Origin of the sequence: Citrobacter sp. XT1-2-2 (genome assembly GCF_023516235.1) — a bacterium.
Classification (GTDB): Bacteria; Pseudomonadota; Gammaproteobacteria; order Enterobacterales; family Enterobacteriaceae; genus Citrobacter; species Citrobacter werkmanii.
This window is the reverse complement of the sequence record NZ_CP097324.1, coordinates 3,860,226-3,876,585: the sequence shown is the minus strand read 5'-3', so window position 1 is coordinate 3,876,585 and position 16,360 is coordinate 3,860,226. Positions and strand designations below refer to the sequence as shown.

Here is a 16,360-nt window from a genome sequence, read left to right as displayed (position 1 = left end):
GAGTACCATAAATATAACAGGAGGCAGTATGACACTCCCTCCTGTTACAAAACTACTTCTGCCGCGACTCAAGCCAGACCAGCGCCAGCGTGGAGAACGCGCACATCAGCAGAATGCCGACCAGCCAAAACAGATACCACATTGTGCATTCCTCCCTAGTAAAGTTCGTGGTTGTGGCGGCGGATCGTTTCTACCTTGATTCGCCCCAGCATCTTGTAATAACTCCAGGCGGTATAAAGCAGCACTATCGGTAGAAAAATCAGCACAATAACCAACATGATACTGAGCGTCATCTGGCTGGAGGTACTGTCCCACACCGTCAGGCTGGACAGGGGTTGCACGCTTGAAGGCATCACAAACGGAAACAGGGTGATTCCGGCGGTGAAGATCACGCAGGCCTGGGTCAGGGAAGCGCACAAAAATCCCCACACGGCCCGACGTTGCCCGCAGGCATAGATCGTGAGCATTGGGAAAATCATGCCAGCTAGCGGAATAATCAACAACAGTGGTGACTGATAAAAATGCGCCATCCATGCGCCCGGCGAGGTTGTTACCGCTTTTAATAGCGGGTTGGAAGGACCATTAGGATCCTGGTTAAGCAGCACAAAGCCATCAATTCCTGTCCACAGCCAGTAACCAGCTAACAGGAAGCAGAGTACCACCAGCATTGCGCTGCGGCGGGTGGCGGACAGCGCGCGTTGGCGAACGATGCCATCGGTTTTTAACTGGAGCCACACGCCCCCTTGCAGAATAACCAGCATCAAGCTTAACGCGCCGCACAACAGGGCAAAGGGAGAGAGTAACTGCCAGAAGGTGCCCAGGTATTGCACATGCAGTTGCGGCGTGTGGATAAAAGGCACGCCCAAAAACAGGTTGCCGAACGCAATGCCGAAAATAACAGGCGGAACCAGACTGCCGATAACCAACCCGGTGTCCCATATTCTGCGCCAGCGCGCGTTGGCTATTTTACCGCGATAGTCAAAAGCCAACGGGCGAAAGAAAAGGGCGCATAGCACCAGAATCATCGCCACATAAAATCCCGAAAAAGCGGCGGCATACACGCGTGGCCAGGCGGCGAATAATGCGCCGCCCGCCAGAATGAGCCACACCTGATTACCTTCCCAGTGCGCCCCGACGCTATTGATTAATACCCGGCGTTCGTCATCGTTACGCGCGATCAGCGGCAACAGGCAGCCGACCCCCATATCAAATCCGTCAGTGACCATAAAGGCCACCAGAATGATGCCAATTAGCAGCCACCAAATGAGCCGCAGCGTTGCATAATCCAACATGATTATCTCCTTTATCCCTGTTGTTGCGCCGGTTGTTGGTCCCGCATCGTATCTGGACCCAGACGCGCGTATTTTTGCATCAGGTAGAGCTCTGCAATTAAAAACAGGGTGTAAAGCGTAAGGATAAGCCCCATGGAGAAGGCCAACTGGGTCGCGCTCAGCGCGGAGTGGGCGTACCAGGTGGGTAAAATATCCTGAATCGCCCACGGCTGACGGCCAAACTCCGTCATAAACCAGCCTGCTTCAATGGCAATCCACGGTAGCGGCAGACTCCACAGCGTCATGCGCAGTACCCAGCGATGCTGGTCGATACGCCAGCGTAAGGTTTGTATCAGCGCAATCGCCATCACCAGCAGCAGCAGAGAACCGCATCCAATCATGATGCGAAAGCTCCAGAACACAGGGGCCACCTGCGGGATAGCGCCGCGTTGCGCGGCCTGATATTGCGCGGGCGTAACGTGGTTCATATCAGGCGCGTAGTTCGCCAACAGGATGCCGTAACCCAGATCATTTTCTACTGCGTGGAAAGCCTTCAGCACCTGAGGCGTGCGGTTACCGTTGGCGATTTCCTGCAACAATAACCACGCTTCCCGGCCCCGCTGCAGGCGGGGGAGCGCGTCCGCCATCAGATTTTTGAGTCCCGGAACCGGGGTATCTAACGAGTGGGTCGCCAGGATACCCAGCAGGGCCGGTATCTTCACGGAAAAGGCGTTACGCTCTTGTTCCTGCTGCGGCCAGGCGATGACATGAAAAGGAGCGGGGGCGGGCTCGGTTTGCCATTCTCCTTCCATTGCCGCCAGTTTTACCGGCTGGAGCCGGGCGACCTCATAGGCTGAACTGTCACCCAGTTGCAGGGTGCCGAGGATAGCCAGCGTGCCGAAAACGGAACCCACCGCGAAGGAGCGCAGGGCAAACTCGCGATTGCGACCACGCAGCAGATACCAGGCGCTGATGGACATCACAAACATGGCGCCCGTGACATAACCGGACATCACAGTATGGACAAATTTCACCTGGCTGACAGGGTTAAAGACCAGTTCGCTAAAACTGCTCATCTCCATGCGCAGGGTATCGATATTAAAGTGAGCACCGGTCGGATATTGCATCCAGCCGTTAGCGTTGAGGATCCACAGCGCCGAGATATTGGATCCAAACGCGACCAGCCAGGTCACCAGTAAGTGCTGGTACTTGTTTAAACGCTGCCAGCCGAAGAAGAACAGCCCGACGAAGGTGGATTCAAGAAAGAAAGCCATCAGGGCTTCCATCGCCAACGGGGCGCCGAAAATATCGCCCACATAGTTGGAATAGAGCGACCAGTTAGTGCCGAACTGAAACTCCATGGTCAGGCCGGTAGCCACGCCGAGCGCAAAGTTAATACCGAATAACTTTCCCCAGAAACGCGTCATGTCGCGGTAGATGGTTTTGCCGGTCACCACGAACAGGGTTTCCATGATGGCCAGCAAAAATATCAGCCCCAGCGTCAGGGGAACAAACAGAAAATGGTACAGCGCGGTCAGCGCAAACTGCCAGCGCGATAAGTCAATGACGTCCCACATGCGAACTCCATCAGGCATTAGAGAGTGAATAGATAAAGAAGAAAACGTCAGACCCGCAGCAGAAAAGTACGCGGGTCTTATAGAGGGGAGTCAGGCAGGCGGGCCGGATGCCAGCCAGGCGCAGACTTCATCCAGGCGCTCGAGCGAGTCGAGCAGATCTTCCGGCGCAGCCAGTACCAGTTCCGGTAATGGACAGATCTCATAACTCTCGAGCAAAAGCCCTTTCAGGGTATCCAGACAGCGAACATGCCAGACATGGCGCAGCGCCGTGGCGTCGATTTGGCTCTCGCCGTAGCCGATGGTGCGGATCTGAATGTGCCCTTCGCCGCACAGATTGGCGAGGAATCGGCGATCCGCGTCGCTAACAGGCAGTTGGGTGAGGTTAATGCTATGAGGAAGCGTGGCCGGATCGCGCAGGTGCGCCAGCAGTTCCTGGGCCAGCGTCAGGCCATTCATCAACCCGTCGATGGGCGGAGGCAGCAGGCTATCGTTCGGCAGCGTATTGAGTGTTGCCGCCTGCCACAGCGCCTGCGGCGCGCCACCGGCTTCCAGATGTTCCTCCCATTGGCCCTTGTCATTCTGACAACGCACTCGCCAGATACCGCAGAAAATCGACTCCTGAATTTCGCTTTCCCGGCCGTCAGCATGCTGGATGCGCGCTGAAACTTCGCCTTCACCGAGCAGCGTATTCAAAAACGTGAGATCGTCGGCGTTGAGCGTGGATAGATCCCATATCAACACCTCCTGCCTGACGGGAATTTTCCGGGTGAGCTGGTGGCGAACATCGGCTAACAATGCCATCACCGCCGGGCTGTGCGGGCAGTTTTCCAGTATCGCCATGCTGGGGTCGCAGTTGACCTGGCAGGTGAGGGGCAAGGGATTCATGCTGAAGCTATCATCGCCCGGCTGCGTACCCGGACCCAGCAGATGAAAAAAGGAATCGCTCATCATGCAGACTCCGGCGGTATCTGTTCTTCAACTAAGGGCCGCATCAGGTTAAGCAGGTCAGCCCAGGGGTGGATGCCGCTGAGAATGCCGCGCAGCTCACCGTGGATAAACACCAGTGTGGCCGGGAAGCGGAACACGCTAAAACGATCGCCGATCGCCTCGCTGTGTTCGAGGTCGGCCATGGCTATTTGCCAGGCAAACTGGGGAAACTCGCGCAGTAACTCGGCAATCATGACCGGGTTGTCGCTGACTTCCGGCGTGCGGCGGGGATCGCTGCTGAGCAGGACCACGCCATTGCCCACGCGGGTTACCCAGCCATCCAGTTCAGACGCGCTCAGCGGTTGCCAGCCACGCGCCAGCATACGTTGCCATAACGCAGAAAATGGGGTGTCATTTAACATATTGTTTATTCCTCCAGCGTCACGCGATACTGGCGAATACGCACGCCTTCATAGTTTTCCATCGACAGGCATTCATAGTTCAGGCAACGCGTTTCCTCGTTTCTCTGTGGCGCGATACCCCACGCGGCCAGCTGCGTAAGCGCGGCTTGTTCCGCCGCCGGGAGCTGAGCGCGTGCGATGTCGGTCAGGCTGCCGCCATAGTCGTCCAGTTGTACCGGCTGCAGTCCCACGAGAGCGATGTGCGCGGGGAGATGGCCGCGAATATCTGCCAGCGCCAGCACCTCGGAGAAGCTGTTCTGGTGCAGACTCATTTTTTTGGCGCTGAGGTAACTGGGGACTTTGTCACCGGCGTAGGTTTGCAGGGTGCCCGGCGCGAGTCCGTAGTCGATGGCGTCCAGCAGCAGCAAATGGCTGGCCTGTTCAACATAGCCCAGCAGATTCAGCCCTTGGGTGCCGCCATCGACAATCTCTACCCATTCTGGCCAGTGATAGTGGGCGTACAGGCGCTCCGCGAGGCGAATGCCAAACCCTTCATCTGCCCACAGCAGGTTGCCCAAGCCCATCACAATGACGTTCGGTTCGCTCATGACGCCTCCTTGTCGCGCTGACGTTTGGCAAATTTGTGGCTACGATAGCCGTTGACCATGGTCGAGATGACGGTATCGTCGGACATGATGTCCTCGCGGATAGCCATGTACACATGACCTATGATGAAGGCGGCGATGAACCACATTCCTAGCCGGTGCCAGCTGTGAATATCGAGAGAGTTGCCGCCGGTCCAGTAGAAAAACTCCGTCACATAGCGGAAGGGAGTGAAGATGGCGTACTGGCTATGCTCGCTGTATAAGGCAAAACCGGTCAGGATCATAAAAACAGAGAGCAGGAAATAACCAAACATTGCCGCCTGCGCAACGGGGTTATGTCCGATATCCTCCCCTGGTTTCTTTTCCAGAAACAGATACCAGCGCACCACCGAAAACGCCCCCTGCCACCAACTGCGACGCCAGACCGGCACGATAAACAACTCGCGTGAATAACGGTTACCGACAAAGGCCCAGTAAACGCGCATCAGCAGTATCACCGTGAACACCATGGCGGCGGCGAAATGCGCCAGCCGGATGTCGCCCATATAGAACAGATAGGTGGCCTCGCCGCTGACCGATGGCAGCGGTCGGCCAATAAAGTATCCGGTCACCATCAAAACCAACATGCAGCCTACCGTCAGCCAGTGCCACAAGCGAACAGGCGCTTCAAACACATAGTGGCTGACGGCGGTATCACGCGCCTCCCCGACGCGTGGGGATATCTTTCCAGTCATCGTTCCTTTTCCTCAACGCTTAGCGAACCTGGACTGCGATCAGTTCGCTGCCGTCGTCGCCAAGCACGTGGGTTGAACATGCCAGGCAGGGGTCGAAGCTGTGCAAGGTGCGCAGGATCTCCAGGGGTTGATCCGGTATCGCCATTTGGGTACCCATCAGCGCCGCCTCGTAAGCGCCAATTTGCCCCTTTGGATCGCGCGGGCTGGCATTCCAGGTGGTTGGCACCACGCACTGATACAGATCGATTTTCTGGTCGCGAATCGATGCCCAGTGGCCTAATGCCCCGCGCGGCGCCTCGGTAAAACCGATCCCGCGGCAGTGCTGCGGCCAGCTTTCTGGCTCCCATTTTTCGGTATTCGCCGTCGCCAGGTTGCCGTTTTTCAGGTTGGTCATCAGCTTGTCGAAGAAATATTGCAACTTGCTCACGGCCCACTGCGCTTCGTGCGCCCGGCACAGAATTCGGCCCAGCGTTGACTGCATGCCCGACAGCGGCAGTTTGAGGGCGGACATCATGCGATCTACGGATTCAATCGTCGCGGCATCCCCTTTGTGATAGGCAATCAGCGTGCGCGCCAACGGTCCAACCTCCATGGCGTGTCCCCGCCAGCGCGGGGCTTTAATCCACGAGTAACGTTCCTGCTCGTTAAGTTGCTGGATATTAATATCGCTGCCTTTCACATCGCCGGGGTTATACCAGGGTTCGGTAATGCCTTCGAAGGGGTGGCGGCCCAACTGATCGTCCGGGTAACGGTACCAGGCGTGATCGACAAACTCCTGAATTTGCTGCTGATCGGCGAGGTCCACAGGCAATACGTTGTTAAAATCACCGTTAATCACCGCGCCGCCAGGCATCAACAGGCTTTTGTCGCTGAAGTCGTTGGCGATATCCGGGAACGCGCCGTAGCTCAAAACGCATTTATCAGAAAGCCCGGTGCCAATCTGGCTCCAGGATTTATTGAACTGACCGATAGCCAGCGCGTCAGGCACCATCACGTTGTTGATAAAGTCAGCGGTGCGGGTGATGATCGACTGCACCAGGTTCAGGCGTTCCATATCGACCGCGCCTACTGCGCCACTCTGATCGATATTGATAGCGCACGGCATACCCCCGACAATCCAGTTAGGATGGGGGTTTTTACCGCCAAACACCGTATGGATTTTGATAATCTCGCGCTGAAAATCGAGCGCTTCCAGATAGTGGGCAAAGCCCATCAGGTTAGCCTCTGGCGATAGCTTGTACTGCGGATGGCCCCAATAACCGTTACGGAAAATCCCCAACTGACCGCCTTCGACAAATTTCTTCAGCCGATTTTGGACGTCAAAGAAGTAGCCCGGTGAGGACATCGGCCAGGCAGAAAGACTCTGCGCCAGTTGCGATGTGGCGCGAGGATCTGCTTTCAGAGCATTCAGCACGTCAATCCAGTCCATTCCGGCTAACTGGTAAAAGTGCACCAGATGGTCGTGGCACCACAGCGTGGCCAGCATAATATTGCGAATGATGTTGGCATTGTCGGGCACCTTAATGCCAATGGCATCTTCAATGGCGTAGACAGAGGCAAGGGCATGTACACCGGTGCACACCCCGCAAATTCGTTCGACAAATGCCCATGCGTCGCGCGGGTCGCGACCCTGAAGAATGATCTCCAGTCCGCGGAACATGGTGCCGCAAGAAACCGCGTTGGTGATGATGTTCTGCTCATCAATGTTCACTTCACAACGCATATGACCTTCAATGCGCGTAATGGGATCCACAACCAGACGGCGACCGGCATTGTTTAAGGTATATCCCTGGGTTTGATATGAATGGCTCATGCCTGTTTATCCTCATTGTCTGACGACTGCTGTCTGGCGTCGGCTAATTGCTGTTTGTGGCGGTTGTGTTGGTTGACGGCGCTGGCGACGGCGTGGACGCCGACGCCGGCAGCCACGACGCCAAGCGCGGTGAGGCCCACGGTATCGGCGGTTGAATGCGTTCCCATCTGTGGAATATCAACCACGCGGCTGTAGAACGAACCGCGATCCCAGAAGCCGTTCTCTGAACATCCCAGACAACCGTGACCGGACTGGATGGGGAAGGAAACGCCGCCATTCCAGCGGGTGGTGGAGCATGCGTTATAGGTGGTTGGCCCTTTACAGCCCATTTTGTACAGGCAATAGCCTTTGCGGGCGGCGTCATCATCCCAGCTTTCGACGAACTCCCCGGCGTCAAAGTGGGCGCGGCGATAGCATTTGTCGTGAATACGCTGTCCGTAGAACATCAGCGGACGCCCCAGACGGTCGAGTTCAGGCAGCCTGTCAAACGTCACCATGTAGGTGATGATGGCGCTCATGACGTCCGGGATCGGCGGGCAGCCGGGCACTTTTACGATCGGCTTATCGGTGATCACTTTATCGATCGGGGTTGCCTGGGTGGGGTTAGGCCGGGCAGCCTGCACGCAGCCCCAGGAGGCACAGGTGCCCCAGGCGATGATCGCGCTGGCTCCGGCGGCGGCGCGTTTGAGTTTTTCCACAAAGGGTTTTCCGCCGCTAATACAGAACATCCCTTGTTCACCCAGCGGAGGATTACCTTCGACGGCCAGAATGTAGCGGCCGTGGTACTGGCGCAGAATGTCTTCAAATACCTCTTCGGCCTGCGTTCCGGCGGCGGCCATCAGCGTGTCGTCGTAATCGAGGGAAATCAGAGAGAGGATGACGTCTTTGGCGAGTGGGTGCGAGGAGCGAATAAACGATTCGGTACAGCAGGTACATTCCAGCCCGTGGATCCAGACGACCGGGATCCGGGGTTTGTTCTCCAACGCCCAGGCTATTCGGGGCGTCATTCCAGCCCCTAATCCCAGCGATGTTGCGGCGAGGCTACAATATTTAAGAAAACTGCGTCGGCTCACTCCCTTCCGGCGCATCGCCTGATAAAAGGTCTCCTCATTATTCGTATTCATAACACGCGTTTCTTCCCCCGTTGAGTTCTGGCGCACGCCGCCAGCGATATCTAAAAAAGCGTATCCGATTAGAGGAGAGAAACAATGCGAAGAGTATGGTTATGTCCTATAGCGATATATTCGTGACTGTTATCTGTTTTTCACCGACCGGGAATAAAAAAACGCACAGGGGAGACCGCCCTGTGCGTCGGGTTTATCGCGGAAGAACTTAAACCCCAAGGCGATCGCGTAAGCTGTAATAGGCCGCCCCCATGGCGGTAAACGGAATGCGCAGGCTACGGCCTCCCGGGAACGGGTAGTGTGGCAGGTTGGCGAATGCGTCAAAGCGCTCGGCATCCCCGCGCAGCAGTTCGGAAATCAGGCGTCCAGCCAGATGGGTACAGGTCACGCCGTGACCGCTGTAGCCCTGCATATAGTAAATATTGGTATCAAGACGGCCGAACTGCGGCATACGTGATAACGTCAACAGGAAATTACCGGTCCAGCGGTAATCAATTTTTACCCCCCGCAATTGCGGGAAGGTCTTCAGCAGATTCGGCATCACCAGGCGTTCAATATCGTTCGGATCGCGTGCGCCGTAGACCACGCCGCCGCCGTACAGCAGGCGGTTATCGCCGGTCAGACGGTAGTAATCCAGCAGGTAGTTGCAATCTTCCACACAGTAGTTTTTCGGGATCAGCGAACGCGCCATTTCAGCGGACAGCGGTTCGGTGGTTAACACCTGGGTGCCGCACGGCATGCTGCTTTTGGCCAGCGCAGGTTCCAGTTTGTCGCCGAGGTAGGCGTTGCCCGCGACGATCACAAAGCGGGCTGTCACCTGACCTTTTTCCGTGCTGACCACCGCCGGGCTGGTGTGTTGAATACGGGTGACCGGCGACTGTTCGAAGATGCGTCCACCGTTCAGACGAATGGCGTTAGCTTCGCCAATCGCCAGATTGAGCGGATGAATATGGCCACCGCTGTGGTCGAGCAGCGCGCCGACATAGCGATCGCTACTGACTTCGCGGCGAATTTCGCTACTGTCTAACAGTTCAAGCTGTGTGTTGCCGTAGCGTTCCCAGTTCGACTTCTGCTCTTCCAGCGTTTCCATCTGCTTATGGTTCAGCGCCACAAACAGCCCGCCAGGACGATAATCGCAGTCAATCTGATAACGTTTAATGCGTTCGCGAATGATATCGCCGCCTTCAAACATCATGCTGCCGAGCATTTTGGCGGCGTCCGGGCCGTAGCTGCGTTCGATAACATCAATATCGCGACTGTAAGAGTTAACCAACTGGCCGCCGTTGCGTCCGCTGGCGCCAAAACCAATACGTGCGGATTCCAGTAGCACCACGTCATAACCCATTTCCGCTAAATGCAGGGCGGAGGAGAGTCCGGTATAGCCGCCGCCCACGACACAAACATCACAGCTAACCGATTCGCTAAGGGTGGGAAACGGTTCGTACTGATTGGCGCTTGCGGCGTAATAACTGCTGGTATGTTCAGTCATGATTAAGGCTCCAGGGAGATCCAAATGGTTTTCAGTTCGCTAAATTTTTCCAAGGCATGCAGGGACTTATCGCGCCCGTTTCCGCTTTGCTTATAACCGCCGAACGGTACGGTCATATCACCGTCGTTGTAGTTATTCACGAAGACTGAACCGGCCTTCAGGCGACGACTCATGCGATGGGCGCGCGACAAATCGCGGGTCCAGACCGCGGCGCCCAGGCCGTAGTCGCTGTCGTTGGCCAGCGCCAGGGCTTCGGCTTCGCTGCTAAAACGGGTGATGACCAGTACCGGGCCGAAGATCTCATCGCGGCTGACGTGGGCTTGCGGCGCGGTATCGACAAAAATCGTCGGGCCGATAGCCGCCGGATGGACATGGCTGCGGCCATCCAGCGCCAGCGTGCCTTGCGTTTCACCGTCGCGAATAAAGGTGTCCACGGTGTCGGCATGCGCATTGTCGATAAGCGTGCCCATCGTGGTTTCAGGATCGAGCGGGTTGCCCGGCTGCCAGTTTTTCGCCTGCTCTTTCAACAGCGCGATAAATTCGTCGGCAATACTCTCTTCCAGCAGCAGACGCGTACCGGCGATACAGACCTGACCCTGGTTGTAGAAAATGCCTGCCGCGGCAGTGGCGGCGGCTTTCGCTAGATCCGGGCAGTCGGCAAACACGATGTTGGCGCTTTTACCGCCAGCTTCCAGCCACACGCGTTTCATGTTGCTGTCGCCAGCATCTTTAAGCAGTTGCTTGCCGGTGCGGGTTGAGCCAGTAAAAGTGATCACATCGACATCCGGATGTTGTGACAACGCCTGGCCCGCTTCATGACCATACCCGCTAACCACGCTGAGAACGCCATCGGGCAAACCCGCTTTTTTAGCCAGTGCCGCAAGACGTATGGCGGTCAGCGGGGACTTCTCCGAGGGTTTGAGGATCACGCTGTTACCGGCGGCCAGCGCGGGGCCAAGTTTCCAACAGGCCAGTAGCAGGGGAAAGTTCCACGGAACGATAGCCGCGATTACGCCCACCGGTTCGCGCACAATCAGCGCCAGATCGTTTACCGAGGTGGTGGCAACTTCGCCATAGACTTTATCAATAGCTTCGGCGTACCAACGAATGGCGCGCGCCGCGCCTGGAATATCATCACGCAGGCTATGGCGAATCGGTTTACCGGTGTCGAGCGTTTCCAGTAGCGCCAGCTCCTCGTGATGCTGCTCCATTAAATCTGCAAGCTTGTGGAGAACCGCCTTGCGCTCTGCGGGTGTTGCCTGCGACCAGTCACCGCGTTCAAAGACGGCGCGGGCTGCGGTGACCGCACGATCCACATCCGCTTTTTTGCCGCGGGCGACTTTGGCGAGTGGGCGCTGGCCGGCCGGATCCTGAGTAATAAAGGTTTCGTTATCGGCGGCGGCGCAATATTCGCCGTTAATAAATAAACGGGTTTCCGGCGAATAATGACTGGCTTTCTCACGCCAATATTTAAGGTTCTGAAAGTTCATAGCTACTCCTTTTATATCAATAAGATAAAGTTCGTTGCTGATCTTTTTCAGGCAAAATCAGGCTGCACGATGCCCCAGGGAATTACCCTGTTAATGCGCGTTATTTAAGAAGGCCTGAGAAACTCAGGCCGCTACTTATTAGAATGTGGTGGGAGTGTGGGCGCTGATAATGCGGCAGATCCCTGCCGAGGTGTTGCTGAAGCTGTGTGGAATGCCAGTGTTAATGGCATAACTTTGCCCTGCAACAAGATGATACGTTTGACCGTTGATGGTCAAAACGACTTCACCTTCCAGTATTGTCCCAATCTCTTCACCCTGGTGTTTAATTCTCTCCCCGGTTGTCGTGCCTGGCTGATAGGTTTCAAACATCATTGCCAGCGTACGATTCGGATTTCCGTTGTGAACTAACTTCATGGATACTCCCTGACTCCCGATCTCAATCAAATCATCCTGATTGATAACCACCTGCGGTTCGTCAGGCTTTTCCGGTTCCGCGAAGAACTCGGAGAGCGACAGCCCATATACTTTCAATAGCTTTTGCAGCGTACTGATGGCAGGACTGACTTTGTCCTGCTCTATGGTGCTGATGGCGCTATGCGTCAACCCAGACAGTTCGGCGGCACGACGTTGCGAAAGACCCAATTGCTGGCGGATCTCTGACAAACGTTTACCCGGCGCCAGGCCGTCATCGCTCATAATTGCATTTCCTTAACAGTAGTGGTCAGAGTCGCTGTTTTTCAGCGAGGTGGTTCTGACAAGCGGTGATAAAACCTTCAAGTAACAAACGCGACAGGGCGTATTCGCTACTGTTCCATTCCGGGTGCCACTGCACGCCGAGCGCGAAAGGATGGTCGTGAACGCTGGCCGCTTCCACTAATCCATCCTGCGATCGTGCTTCCACACGCAGCTGCGGGCCAAGCGTTTTTGCGCCCTGACCATGTAAGGAGTTAACCCAAAACGTGCTGCAACCTGGTATTAATTGCGACAGCAATCCTCCCTGTTGAACCTGGACTTCATGAGATGGGGCGTATTGCTGCTCCACCGGGAGTTCCGCATCTTCACGATGTTCCAGGAACTGTGAGTGATCGCACAGGCGACGATACAGAGTCCCGCCAGTGGCGACAACTAATTCCTGTAAGCCCCGGCAGATGGCGAAAATGGGAATGCGCCTTTCGAGCCCGGCGGTAATTAGCGCCATGCTCAGAAGATCACGCCCCGGATCGGCGTCAGACTCATCGCCATTTTCACCATAGAGGTGCGGTTGCACATTGCTTGGGCTTCCAGGCAGGAAGATACCATCCAGTTTTGGTAACAGCGCATTCAGTAATTCTGGCTCCGCGAGCGCATGAGGTAACGCTATCGGTAATCCACCGGCATTCAAAACCGCATTCAGGTACTTTTCTTGCAGAGTCTGGGTCTCATGACCCTTAAGCCTGTTCCTACACATCACTACACCAATAACTGGCTTGTCAAATATATTGCCCATGATCGACCTCACGTTTTGGAATAAATTATTGCCAAACGGTTCCTTGTTGTGCAATTCCGTTCATTATTTTCTCAATCTAGCAGCGTAATAACCTTCTAGCAAACTTAATTTAACATTTGACAAACAAATTGTTTGCATCCAGAGTCGAAGGGTGGACATTATATTTAACAGTCAAATCACAGAAAGCTTACCAGGCCAACGGCGGTGAATCATGGAAACCAATATCGTAGAAGTTGAGAATTTTGTTCAGCATTCTGAAGAGAGGCGAAGTAGCGCGTTTGCGCGCGAAGTGAAGCAATATCTGGAACGTTATCCCAACACGCAGTTTGTCGATGTGCTGTTAACCGACCTTAACGGTTGTTTTCGCGGTAAACGCATTCCCGTGTCGGGATTGTCTAAGTTAGAGAAGGGCTGTTATTTTCCCGCATCGGTGTTCGCGATGGACATTCTGGGCAATGTGGTGGAAGAGGCGGGATTAGGACAAGAACTTGGCGAACCGGACAGGACCTGTGTGCCGGTACTCGGAACGTTAACCCCTTCGGCCGCCGATCCGGAATTTATTGGCCAGATGATGCTGACAATGCTGGATGAAGATGGCGCTCCCTTTGACGTTGAGCCGCGGAACGTTCTCAACCGACTCTGGCAGAAAATGCGCCAGCGCGGTTTGTTCCCCGTCGTAGCGGTAGAGCTGGAGTTCTATTTACTCGATCGCAAGCGCGATCCCGAAGGTTATCTGCAGCCGCCATGCGCGCCGGGAACGGACGATCGTAATACCCAAAGTCAGGTTTACTCCGTTGATAACCTGAACCACTTTGCTGATGTGCTGAACGATATCGACGAACTGGCCCGTCTGCAGTTGATCCCGGCCGACGGTGCGGTGGCCGAAGCATCTCCTGGTCAGTTTGAAATCAATCTCATCCATACCGATAACGTACTCGACGCATGTGACGATGCGCTGGCGCTGAAGCGCCTGGTGCGGCTGGTGGCGGAGAAACATAAGATGCATGCCACCTTTATGGCAAAGCCCTATGAGGAGCATGCCGGTAGCGGGATGCATATCCACATCAGCATTATGAATAACAAAGGCGAGAACGTGCTGGCCGATGCGAATGGCGATGATTCCGCGTTACTTAAGCGTGCGCTTGCCGGGATGATTGATCTGATGCCCGCGTCGATGGCGCTGCTGGCGCCAAATGTGAACTCTTATCGTCGCTTCCAGCCGGGGATGTACGTCCCTACCCAGGCTTCCTGGGGGCATAACAACCGTACTGTGGCGCTGCGCATTCCCTGCGGCGATCGTGATAATCATCGGGTTGAATACCGTGTGGCGGGGGCTGATGCCAACCCTTATCTGGTGATGTCGACCATTCTGGCCGGGATCCTCCATGGTCTGGATAACGAGCTGCCGTTACAGGAAGAGGTGGAAGGCAACGGACTGGAGCAGGAAGGTTTGCCGTTCCCGATCCGTCAGAGCGATGCGCTGTGGGAGTTTATGCAAAACGACAGTCTGCGTGAATTATTGGGGGAGCGTTTTAGCCACGTGTATCACGCCTGTAAAAACGATGAATTAATCCAGTTTGAACGTCTTATCACCGACACTGAAATTGAGTGGATGTTGAAAAACGCCTGACCGTCGAACAGGTCATTTAAAAAGAAGTCGCATCATGCGGGCTGAGCGGAGCCAGCCCGTAAAAATTGCAGGAATACCTGCCATTTCCCGGATGTCGCGTAATGGAGCGCGGGCGACAACGGGTCTTCAGATAACCGACAGAGTTTGTGACGAGGAAATGTGATGATGCCAGTGTTTAAAAACCAGCCCCGCGTGAGCATCCATGGCTCCCGCAGTAAGTACGGACCACACCTTTGCCGTACGACATTGACGCCTTACTTTTGGAGATCCGCCCCGACACGACTCAGGTTTGCGTTACCAACGTTTCGAACGCAGACCTGGACTCGTTGCGGGGAGGATCGCTATGTCGACTAATTCTCCTGTGGACGTTGCAGCCCAGCCGGGCAAAACACAACTGCGAAAATCCCTGAAACTGTGGCAGGTGGTGGTGATGGGGTTGGCCTATCTCACGCCGATGACGGTGTTTGACACCTTTGGGATTGTTTCGGGCGTCAGCAATGGCCATGTTCCGGCCTCCTATCTGCTGGCCCTGGCGGGGGTGCTGTTCACCGCCATCAGTTACGGTAAGCTGGTACGCCAGTTTCCGCAGGCCGGTTCGGCCTACACCTATGCGCAAAAAGCCATCAATCCGCACGTGGGGTTTATGGTTGGCTGGTCGTCGCTGCTTGACTACCTTTTCCTGCCGATGATTAACGTCCTGCTGGCGAAAATTTACCTCTCCGCGCTGTTCCCGGAGGTTGCGCCATGGATTTGGGTGGTGATGTTCGTGGCGATCCTCACCGCGGCCAATTTGAAAAGCGTTAATCTGGTGGCGAACTTCAATGCGCTGTTTGTGCTGGTGCAGGTGGCGATAATCGCCGTGTTTATCTTCCTCGTGGTACAGGGACTGCATAAAGGCGAGGGGGTCGGCACCGTCTGGTCGCTGCAACCATTTATTAGCCAGAATGCACATTTGATCCCAATAATCACCGGGGCGACCATCGTCTGCTTCTCGTTCCTCGGCTTTGATGCGGTGACGACGCTTTCTGAAGAGACGCCGGATGCGGCGCGTACCATCCCGAAAGCTATTTTCCTCACCGCCCTGTACGGTGGGTTGATCTTCATTGCCGCTTCGTTCTTTATGCAGCTGTTTTTCCCGGATATTAGCCGCTTTAAAGACCCGGATGCGGCGCTGCCGGAGATTGCGCTGTATGTCGGCGGCAAACTGTTCCAGTCCATTTTCCTGTGTACGACTTTTGTGAATACGCTGGCGTCAGGCCTGGCGTCACATGCCAGTGTATCTCGTTTGCTGTACGTGATGGGCCGGGATAACGTCTTCCCGGAGAAGTACTTCGGTTATGTTCATCCGAAATGGCGCACCCCTGCGCTAAACGTCATTATGGTCGGCATTGTGGCGCTGTCGGCGCTGTTTTTTGACCTGGTGACCGCCACTGCGTTGATTAACTTTGGCGCGCTGGTGGCCTTTACGTTCGTCAATTTGTCGGTGTTTAACCACTTCTGGCGTCGTGAAGGGCGTAAACATACCTGGCAGGAGAAATTGCACTATCTGGTATTGCCAATGGTTGGCGCCGCCACGGTTGCCGTACTGTGGGTCAATCTGGAGGTGACATCGCTGACGCTGGGACTGGTATGGGCCGGGTTAGGGTTGGTGTATCTCGCCTGGCTGACCGGACGTTTTCGTAAGCCGCCGCCGCAGTTTGACGCGGCGAAAACTGAGCGGGCCTGGGAGTAATGGAAGCGGAATCAACAATAGCTTTCGGCTGAATTGGGCTAAAAATAAAATACGCTATGCCGCGGCAGACAGTTGCGGCAT

General features: G+C 55.4%; 15 protein-coding genes. 2 read left to right on the top strand and 13 right to left on the bottom strand.

Annotated elements, in window-relative coordinates:
- Positions 1–52: 52 nt before the first annotated feature.
- The 13 genes from cbdX to puuD all read right to left on the bottom strand — a co-directional run bounded on the left by cbdX (position 53) and on the right by puuD (position 12,917).
- Positions 53–142 carry a cytochrome bd-II oxidase subunit CbdX gene (cbdX, locus tag M4I31_RS18450; RefSeq protein WP_069323885.1) on the bottom strand — a complete coding sequence of 30 codons (90 nt, stop codon included), beginning with the start codon at positions 140–142 and terminating at the stop codon, positions 53–55.
- A gap of 13 nt (positions 143–155) precedes the next feature.
- A complete protein-coding gene (gene appB, locus M4I31_RS18445; RefSeq protein WP_085047692.1) occupies positions 156–1,292 on the bottom strand; it encodes a cytochrome d ubiquinol oxidase subunit II in 1,137 nt (378 codons plus the stop codon).
- 11 nt (positions 1,293–1,303) lie between these two features.
- A complete protein-coding gene (appC, locus tag M4I31_RS18440; RefSeq protein ID WP_085047691.1) occupies positions 1,304–2,848 on the bottom strand; it encodes a cytochrome bd-II oxidase subunit 1 in 1,545 nt (514 codons plus the stop codon).
- A gap of 90 nt (positions 2,849–2,938) precedes the next feature.
- On the bottom strand, positions 2,939–3,796 hold the full coding sequence (locus tag M4I31_RS18435; protein ID WP_085047771.1) for a hydrogenase expression/formation protein: 858 nt from the start codon (positions 3,794–3,796) through the stop codon (positions 2,939–2,941).
- Positions 3,796–4,197, bottom strand: a complete 402-nt coding sequence (gene hyaE / locus M4I31_RS18430) for a hydrogenase-1 operon protein HyaE (RefSeq protein ID WP_085047690.1) — start codon at positions 4,195–4,197, stop codon at positions 3,796–3,798. Before hyaE ends, M4I31_RS18435 begins: the two co-directional genes overlap by 1 nt.
- A gap of 5 nt (positions 4,198–4,202) precedes the next feature.
- Positions 4,203–4,784 (bottom strand): hydrogenase 1 maturation protease, encoded by a 582-nt coding sequence (gene hyaD, locus M4I31_RS18425; RefSeq protein WP_085047689.1) that lies wholly within the window; start codon positions 4,782–4,784, stop codon positions 4,203–4,205.
- Positions 4,781–5,515, bottom strand: a complete 735-nt coding sequence (gene hyaC, locus M4I31_RS18420; RefSeq protein WP_069323888.1) for a Ni/Fe-hydrogenase b-type cytochrome subunit — start codon at positions 5,513–5,515, stop codon at positions 4,781–4,783. Before hyaC ends, hyaD begins: the two co-directional genes overlap by 4 nt.
- 19 nt (positions 5,516–5,534) lie before the next feature.
- Positions 5,535–7,328, bottom strand: a complete 1,794-nt coding sequence (gene hyaB / locus M4I31_RS18415) for a Ni/Fe-hydrogenase large subunit (RefSeq protein ID WP_085047688.1) — start codon at positions 7,326–7,328, stop codon at positions 5,535–5,537.
- Entirely contained in the window at positions 7,325–8,452 is a 1,128-nt protein-coding gene (hyaA, locus tag M4I31_RS18410; protein WP_071888112.1) for a hydrogenase 1 small subunit, read from the bottom strand. Before hyaA ends, hyaB begins: the two co-directional genes overlap by 4 nt.
- A 208-nt stretch (positions 8,453–8,660) precedes the next feature.
- The gene (locus tag M4I31_RS18405; RefSeq protein WP_038637921.1) at positions 8,661–9,941 is read right to left on the bottom strand and encodes an FAD-binding oxidoreductase; all 1,281 of its coding nucleotides are present in this window, start codon (positions 9,939–9,941) and stop codon (positions 8,661–8,663) included.
- A gap of 2 nt (positions 9,942–9,943) precedes the next feature.
- Positions 9,944–11,431 (bottom strand): aldehyde dehydrogenase PuuC, encoded by a 1,488-nt coding sequence (gene puuC / locus M4I31_RS18400; protein ID WP_038637924.1) that lies wholly within the window; start codon positions 11,429–11,431, stop codon positions 9,944–9,946.
- A gap of 138 nt (positions 11,432–11,569) precedes the next feature.
- Complete coding sequence (puuR, locus tag M4I31_RS18395; protein WP_038637926.1) at positions 11,570–12,127, bottom strand: HTH-type transcriptional regulator PuuR; 558 nt, start codon at positions 12,125–12,127, stop codon at positions 11,570–11,572.
- Positions 12,128–12,152: 25 nt separating this feature from the next.
- On the bottom strand, positions 12,153–12,917 hold the full coding sequence (gene puuD / locus M4I31_RS18390) for a gamma-glutamyl-gamma-aminobutyrate hydrolase (RefSeq protein WP_003838709.1): 765 nt from the start codon (positions 12,915–12,917) through the stop codon (positions 12,153–12,155).
- Between the two features lie 211 nt (positions 12,918–13,128).
- On the opposite strand from puuD, the gene M4I31_RS18385 reads away from it, so the two are divergent.
- Together M4I31_RS18385 and M4I31_RS18380 are read left to right on the top strand one after the other, a co-directional pair.
- The gene (locus tag M4I31_RS18385; protein WP_085047687.1) at positions 13,129–14,547 is read left to right on the top strand and encodes a glutamine synthetase family protein; all 1,419 of its coding nucleotides are present in this window, start codon (positions 13,129–13,131) and stop codon (positions 14,545–14,547) included.
- Between the two features lie 343 nt (positions 14,548–14,890).
- Entirely contained in the window at positions 14,891–16,279 is a 1,389-nt protein-coding gene (locus tag M4I31_RS18380) for an APC family permease (protein ID WP_038637934.1), read from the top strand.
- Positions 16,280–16,360: the final 81 nt, after the last annotated feature.